At 74.1% G+C, this 7,936-nt stretch carries 2 protein-coding genes; both read right to left on the bottom strand.

The window, feature by feature from the left end:
- Window positions 1-1,589, bottom strand: a 1,589-nt coding sequence (locus tag AB0M26_RS30210; protein ID WP_365265972.1) for a beta-ketoacyl synthase N-terminal-like domain-containing protein, incomplete at its 3' end; no start/stop codon positions are given.
- Between the two features lie 338 nt (window positions 1,590-1,927).
- A complete protein-coding gene (locus tag AB0M26_RS30205) occupies window positions 1,928-7,927 on the bottom strand; it encodes a type I polyketide synthase (RefSeq protein ID WP_365265974.1) in 6,000 nt (1,999 codons plus the stop codon).
- Between the last annotated feature and the right edge of the window lie 9 nt (window positions 7,928-7,936).

The raw sequence follows: 7,936 nt of genomic DNA, 5'->3' as shown, positions 1-7,936 counted from the left end.
GCACCGGAGACTTGGAGGGCGGGACGCTCGGCGGAACCGGAGACTTGGAGGGCGGGACGCTCGGCGGAACCGGAGACTTGGAGGGCGGGACGCTCGGCGGAACCGGAGACTTGGAGGGCGGGACGCTCGGCGGAACCGGAGACTTGGAGGGCGGGTCGGTCGGTGGACTCCGACGGTTCGGGAGCGGGCCGTGCCGGCTCCCGCCCTTCCTCCGCGGGCTGTTCGAGGATGACATGGGCGTTGGTGCCGCTGACACCGAAGGAGGAGACGCCCGCCACACGCGGCCGGTCGCCCGCGGGCCAGGGACGTGCCTCGGTGAGCAGTTCCACGCGGCCCGCTGTCCAGTCGACGTGGGTGGTGGGCCGGTCGACGTGGAGCGTACGGGGCAGCAGGCCGTGCCGCATGGCCAGCACCATCTTCATGACGCCGGCGACACCGGCGGCGGCCTGGGTGTGCCCGATGTTGGACTTGATCGAGCCCAGCCACAGCGGCCGTTCGCGGTCCTGCCCGTAGGTGGCGAGCAGCGCCTGCGCCTCGATCGGATCGCCCAGGGTCGTACCGGTGCCGTGCGCCTCGACCGCGTCGACATCGGCGGTGGACAGCTGGGCGTCGGCGAGCGCCTGCCAGATGACGCGTTGCTGGGACGGGCCGTTGGGGGCGGTGAGGCCGTTGGAGGCACCGTCCTGGTTGACCGCGCTGCCACGGACCACGGCGAGCACCGGATGCCCGAGACGGCGTGCGTCGGCGAGGCGTTCCACCAGCAGCATCCCCGCCCCTTCGGCCCAGCCGGTGCCGTCGGCTGCCTCGGCGAAGGCCTTGCAGCGGCCGTCGGGGGCAAGGCCCCGCTGCCGGCTGAACTCCAGGAAGAGACCGGGGGTCGACATCACGGTGACGCCGCCGGCGAGGGCCAGGTCGCACTCCCTCGCGCGCAGCGCCCGTACGGCCAGGTGCAGGGCGACGAGCGAGGAGGAGCAGGCGGTGTCGACGGTGGCGGCGGGCCCTTCCAGGCCGAGGGTGTAGGAGATGCGCCCGGAGACGACGCTGGCGGCGTTGCCGGTCCCGACGTGGCCCTCCAGGCTCTCCTGCGAGGCCAGCAGGAGAGCCGGGTAGTCCTGCCCGTTGGTGCCTGCGAAGACACCGGTGCGGGAGCCGCGCAGGGACGCCGGGTCGATGCCCGCCCGCTCGAACGCCTCCCAGGAGATCTCCAGCAGCAGCCGCTGCTGCGGGTCCATCGCCAGCGCCTCACGCGGCGATATCCCGAAGAAGGAGGCGTCGAAGTCACCGGCCCCGGGGAGGGAGCCGCCGACGGTGCAGTACGTCCTGCCGGGGCGACCGGGCTCGGGATCGTAATGGTCGGCGAGGTTCCAGCCCCGGTCGGCGGGCCATTCGGTCATGGCGTCGCCGCCGGAGCCGAGCAGTTCCCACAGCTCCTCGGGCGAATCGGCGCCGCCGGGGAAACGGCAGCTCATCGCGACGATGGCGACCGGTTCGCGGGACGCGGACTCCGCCTCGCGCAGCCGCTTGCGGGTCTCGTGCAGATCGCCGGTGACCTTCTTGAGGTAGCTGAGGAGCTTTTCCTGCTCGTTCACGCGTACTCACCCGCCCTGAAGGTCGTGCCGGTCGCGGCGGTGGTCGTGGAGCCGACCGTCACGGCCGGTGCGCGGGCTGGGGCCGCGCCCCGGCGGACGGTGGTCGCGGCCCGGCGGACGGTGGTCGCGGCCCCGCTGCCGGTGGTCGCGGCCCGGCGGACGGTGGTCGCGGCCCCGCTGCCGGTGGTCGCGGCCCGGCGGACGGTGGTCGCGGCCAGGGGGCCGGTGCTCGTGGTCGTTCCGGCCGGTGCGCTGCCCGTGCCCGTGAACGGGCGGCCGGTGGCCCTCGCCCCGGTCGGCTCTCCCGGTCCGGCGTCCCGTGCCCGTCGTCCGGCCGGTCATGAGAGGTCGAGGTCGTTGTCGATGAGGGCGAAGATCTCCTCCGCGCCGGCGGAATCGATCCGGTCCCGGAGGTCTTCGGCTGCGTCGCCCTTCCCGTCGGGCGGCGTCTCGCCCCGGCCGGTCCAGCGGGAGGCGAGACCCAGCAGGCGGGAGGCGATCCGGCTGCGCTGCGCGTCGTCCTCGCCGAGCCCGGCCAGCGCCTTCTCCAACCGGTCGAGGGCGTCCAGCACGGGCGTACCGCCGCCTTCGGTGTCGGTCAGCGCTCTCAGGTGGCTGGCGAGGGCGCGCGGCGTGGGCTGGTCGAACAGGAGCGTGGCGGGCAGTTGGAGTCCGGCGGCCACTCCGAGCCGGTTGCGCAGCTCCACCGCCATCAGCGAGTCGAAGCCGAGCTCGGTGAAAGCACGGTCGGTGTCGACCGCGTCGGCGGAGCCGTGCCCCAGCACGGTGGCGACATGGCCGCGTACGAGCTGGATCAGCAGCCGCTCCTGCTCGGCCTCGGTGAGCCCGGCGAGCCGGGCGCGCAGCGCACCGTCCGGCGTCCCGGCACCGCCGCCCTGCTTCGAGTCCTGCCGCAACACGGCCTGCGCTTCGGGCAGTTCGGCGAGCAGCGGCGCGGGCCTCACGGCGGTGAAGCCGACGACGAAGCGGTCCCAGTCCAGCTCGGCAACGGTCAGCGCGGCATCCGCGCGCGCCACCGCCCGCTCGAGGGCGGCGAGCGCCGTATCGGGGTCGAGTGGGACGACGCCCCCGCCCCGAAGCCGAGCTTCGGCCTCGGAGCCACCGGCCGCCATTCCGCCACCGGCCCACGGGCCCCACGCCACGGCGGTGGCAGGCAGTCCTTCGGCTCGGCGCCGCGCGGCGAGCGCGTCCAAGTAGGCGTTGGCGGCGGCGTAGTTGCCCTGGCCGGCCGAGCCGACGGTACCGGCGAGGGAGGAGAACATCACAAACGCCGACAGCTCGCGGTCGCGCGTGAGCCGGTCGAGATTGCGGGCCGCGGCCAGCTTCGGCCGCAGCACCGCTTCCAGACGTTCCGGTGTCAGGGACTCCAGCAGTCCGTCGTCCAGGACGCCGGCGGCGTGCACCACCGCGTCGACCGGGTGCGCGGCCAGCAGTGCCGCGAGGGCGTCGGGATCGGCGGTGTCGCAGGCGGCCAGTGTCACGTCGGCGCCCGCCGCGACGAGTGCGGCCCGCAAGGATTCGGCGCCGTCGGCGTCCGGGCCGCGCCGGCCGGCGAGCACCAGGTGACGGGCGCCGCGCTCCGCGAGCCGGAGGGCGACACGGGTACCGAGCGCACCGGTTCCGCCGGTGATGAGCACCGTCTCGCCCGCGCATTCCCACTCGGGGAGGCGCTGCGTGCCGGCCCGCCCGGGGGACGGCGCGTGCACCAGACGGCGGGCGAAGACACCGGCGGCCCGTATGGCGGCCTGGTCCTCTTCGATCGTGCCTGACAGCAGTGCGGCGAGCCGTTCGGCGGTCCGGCCGTCGAGATCGGCGGGTAGGTCGACGAGGCCGCCCCAGCGCTGCGGCTGTTCGAGCGCGGCGACCCGGCCGAGGCCCCAGGCGGCGGCCTGTGTCGGCGAGGTCACGCTCTCCCGGTCGGTGGCGGCGACCGCCCCGGTGGTGGCGCACCACAAGGGAGCACCGATCTCCACGTCGCCCAGTGCCTGCGTCAGGGCGAGGAGCGCCGCCAGGCCGGGTGGGGTGGCGGTCGTGTCGGCGGCTGTTCCGTACGGGCCGGTGACCGCGGGACCCTCGTCCAGCGCCAGCAGCGACAGCACCCCCCGCAGGGAGTCCCGTTCGGGAAGGGTGCGCAGGGTGTCCGCGAGCAGGTCACGGTCGGCAAGCGTGCAGTCCACCGTGACCGGCACGATCTGCGCACCGTACGCGCTCAGGCCCTCGGCGAGTTCATCCGTCCAGGGATCCCCGGCCCTCGTGGCGGGCAGCGCCAGCAGCCAGGTGCCCGACAGGACCGGCGGCGGGCCGTCCGGCACCGGCCGCCAGGCCACCGTGTACGCGGTGGAGTCCAGCGCGGAACGTTCGCGGCGACGGCGCCTCCAGGACGTCAGGGCGGGCAGCACTTCGCTGAGCGGCGTGTCGCCGCCGAGATCGGGACGCTCGGTCAGTTCGCCGAGATCACCCTGCTCGACGGCGGCCCAGAACTCTTCGTCGGCCCCGCCGCCTTCGCCCCGCACCTCGGCCGGCTCGACGGCGGCCTCCAACCAGTAGCGGCTGCGCTGGAACGCGTACGTCGGCAGCTCCACCGTACGGGCGGGGGCGGTCAGTCCGGTCGGCGCGGCGGCGAGCCCGCGCACATGCAGGGCCGCGGCGGCCAGGAGTGCGGCGACCGGCTCCGGTCGGCCCCGGCGCAGCACAGAGACGGCGACGGCGTGGTCCGCCGGCTGCTCCGGCCGGTGCTCCGCGGGCTGCTCCAGGGTGTCGAGGGTCATGGCGGTCAGCGATCCGTCCGGGCCGAGTTCGACGAAGGTGCCGACGCCGTCCTCCCGCAGGCGGCGCACACCGTCGGCGAAGCGCACGGTCTGCCGCACGTGCCGCACCCAGTGCTCGGGGGACGTCAGCTCGGCCTTCGTGGCCCTGTTCCCCGTCACGTTGGAGACGACCGGGATCGCGGGCGCGTCGTACCGGACACCGCGCGCGACCTCGTCGAACTCCGCAAGCATCGCGTCCATATGCGCCGAGTGAAACGCATGGCTGACCCGCAAACGCCTAGTCTTTCGGCCCAACGCGACGAAATGATCAGCCATGTCCGACACGGCGTCCGCGTCGCCGGAGATCACCACCGCCGTCGGCCCGTTGACGGCGGCGATGCCGATGCGGTCATCGCGTCCCGCCACCAGTGGCGCCACCTCCTCCTCGGACGCTTGCACTGCGGCCATCGCGCCGCCCTCGGGCAGCGCCTCCATCAGCCGGCCGCGGGCTGCGACCAGCGCGCACGCGTCCGGCAGGGACAGCACCCCGGAGACGTACGCGGCGGACAGCTCGCCGATGGAGTGCCCCATCAGCGCGTCGGGCGTCACGCCCCAGGAGCGCACCAGCTCGTACAGCGCCACGTGCACGGCGAAGAGTGCGGGCTGGGTGTACGCGGTGCGGTCCAGCAGCGCTGCCGGTCCCGTGCCCTCCCCGGCCGTCACGACGTCGGCCAGCGGAACGTCCAGATGCGCGTCGAACGCGTCACAGACGCGGCGACACGCCTCTGCGTACACCGGGAACCGGTTGATGAGGTCCCGGCCCATTCCGGGCCGCTGCGATCCCTGCCCGCTGAACAGGAACGCCGTACGGCCGCATGGCCCGGTCCGGCCGCGCACCACGCTCGCGGCGTCCTCGTCACGGCCGAGTGCGGCCAGCCCGGCGAGGAGTTCCTCATGGTCCTCGGCGACGACGACGGCCCGGTGCTCGAACAGGGCACGGGCGGTGGCCAGCGAGTGCGCCACTTCGCCCGGGTCCGCTCCGGGACGGGCGGTCAGGTGGGCGCGCAGCCGCTCGGCCTGCCCGCGCAGTGCGGCGGCCGACCGTGCGCTGAGGGGCCAGGCGACGGGGCCGACGGCCCCCGCCTCATCGGCGGGGTGCTCGCCGGGAGACCGGTTGTCGGTGGAGTGCTCGCCGTGGGAACGGTTGTCGGCGGGGCGCTGCCCGAGGGCCCCGTCGTCGGCGGAGTGCTCGTCGGCACCTTCCTCGAGGACGACATGAGCGTTGGTGCCGCTGATACCGAACGACGACACGGCCGCGCGCCGCGGGCGTCCCGTCTCCGGCCAGGGCTCCGAAGCGGCCAGCAGCTCGATCCGGCCCGCCGTCCAGTCCACGTGCGTGGTCGGCCGGGCGAGGTGCAACGTCTCCGGCAGCGTCCCGTGCCGCATCGCCAGCACCGTCTTGATGACCCCCGCGACACCGGCGGCGGCCTGGGTGTGACCGATGTTCGACTTCACCGAGCCGAGCCACAGCGGCCGTTCACGCTCCTGCCCATAGGTGGCTAGCAGCGCCTGCGCCTCGATCGGATCGCCCAGTGACGTACCGGTGCCGTGCGCCTCCACCGCGTCGACGTCGGCCGGGGTCAGTCCGCCCGCCGCCAGCGCGGCCCGGATGACCCGCTGCTGCGAGGGACCGTTCGGGGCAGTCAGCCCGTTGGAGGCGCCGTCCGAGTTGATCGCACTGCCCCGGACCACGGCGAGCACCGGGTGGCCGTTGCGCCGGGCGTCGGAGAGCCGCTCCAGCAGCACGATGCCGGCACCCTCGCCCCAGCCGGTGCCGTCGGCGTCGTCCGAGAAGGCCTTGCACCGGTTGTCGCCGGCCAGCCCGCCCTGCCGGTCGAACTCGGCGAACGCACCCGGCGTCGCCATCACCGTCACCCCTCCGGCCAGCGCGAGATCGCACTCGCCGGACCGCAGCGACTGCGCCGCCCAGTGCAGTGCCACGAGGGAGGACGAGCAGGCGGTGTCCACGGTGACCGCCGGTCCCTCCAGGCCCAGCGCGTAGGCGACACGGCCCGAGGCCACGCTCGCCGCGTGCCCGGTCATCAGCTGCCCCTGGGCGTCGGCCGGGACGACGTGCGCCGCGGACCCGTACCCCTGGTAGTTCGTACCGACGAAGACTCCCGTACGCGAACCGTGGAGGCGGCGCGGGTCGATGGCCGCCCGCTCCAGAGCCTCCCAGGAGATTTCCAGCAGCAGCCGCTGCTGCGGGTCCATGGCCAGGGCCTCGCGCGGCGAGATCCCGAAGAAGTCCGCGTCGAAGTCGGCGGCGTCGTGGAGGAATCCGCCCTGGATCCCGTCCGCGTGCCAGCCGCGGTCCGCGGGCGGGGGGCCGATCGCGTCCACCCCGTCGGCCAGCAGCCGCCAGAAGTCCTCCGGGCCGCGCACGCCGCCGGGGAAACGGCAGCCGATCGCCACGATCGCGATCCGCTCGTCCTCGGCCTGGCCGGCGGCGCGGACGGCCGGGGCCGCCGTACCGGTCGCGGGCACGGCGTCGACACCGGTCCCGGGTACGGCGTCGTCGAGCAGTTCGGCGACGATGTGCCGCGCGAGCGCCTGCGGCGACGGATAGTCGAACACCAGGGTCGCCGGGAGCCGGAGAGCGGTCGCCGCGTTGAGGCGGTTGCGCAGTTCGACGGCCGTCAGCGAGTCGATGCCGAGGCCGCGGAAGTCCTGGCCGGCCTCGACGGTGTCCGGGCTCGCGTGCCCCAACACCGTTGCGGTCTGGGCACGTACGAGGTCCAGGACCGCCGTCGCCCGCTCGGAATGCGGCAAGGCCGCGAGCCTGGCCCGGAAGGTCTCCCCCGCGTCCTCGCCCGCCACGGCCGCCGTGCGTCGCGCCGGTGTGACGGCGAGGCTCCGCAGCATGGCGGGCAGCGCCGTGACCGCCTGCCGGTCCCGGAGTGTACGGCGGTCGAGCGCGATCGGTACGAGGGCCGGTTCGGTGCGCCGCAACGCCGCGTTCAGGGCGCCGAGTCCCTGCTGGGCGGTGAGCGGCCGCATGCCGCCGCGTGCCATGCGGCGCAGGTCGGCTTCGGTGAGGTCGGCGGTCATGCCCGCGCCGGGTGCCCAAGGGCCCCAGGCCAGGGAAGTGGCCGGAAGACCGGACGAACGGCGCCTTGCAGCGAAAGCGTCGAGGAAGGCATTGGCGGCCGCGTAGTTGGCCTGCCCCGCACCGCCGAACGTGCCCGCGACGGAGGAGAAGACCACGAACGCCGACAGATCAGCATCGTGAGTCAGCTCATGCAGATGCACCATGGCATCCGCCTTCGGTCGCATGACCCGGGACATGCGCTCCGGAGTCAGGGAACCTACGACACCGTCATCGACGATCCCCGCGGTATGCACCACCGCCGTAAGCGGATGACCGAAGGGGATCGATTGCAACACGCCGGCGAGCTCGTCCCGGTCCGCGACGTCCACGGCGGCCACCTCGACACCGGCACCCAACTCGGCAAGCTCGCCGACGAGTTCAACGGCACCGGGCGCATCAAGGCCACGACGGCTGGCCAGCAGCAGATG

Origin of the sequence: Streptomyces sp. NPDC051776 (assembly GCF_040681345.1) — a bacterium.
GTDB lineage: Bacteria > Actinomycetota > Actinomycetes > Streptomycetales > Streptomycetaceae > Streptomyces.
This window is presented reverse-complemented; position numbering and strand designations above follow the sequence as displayed.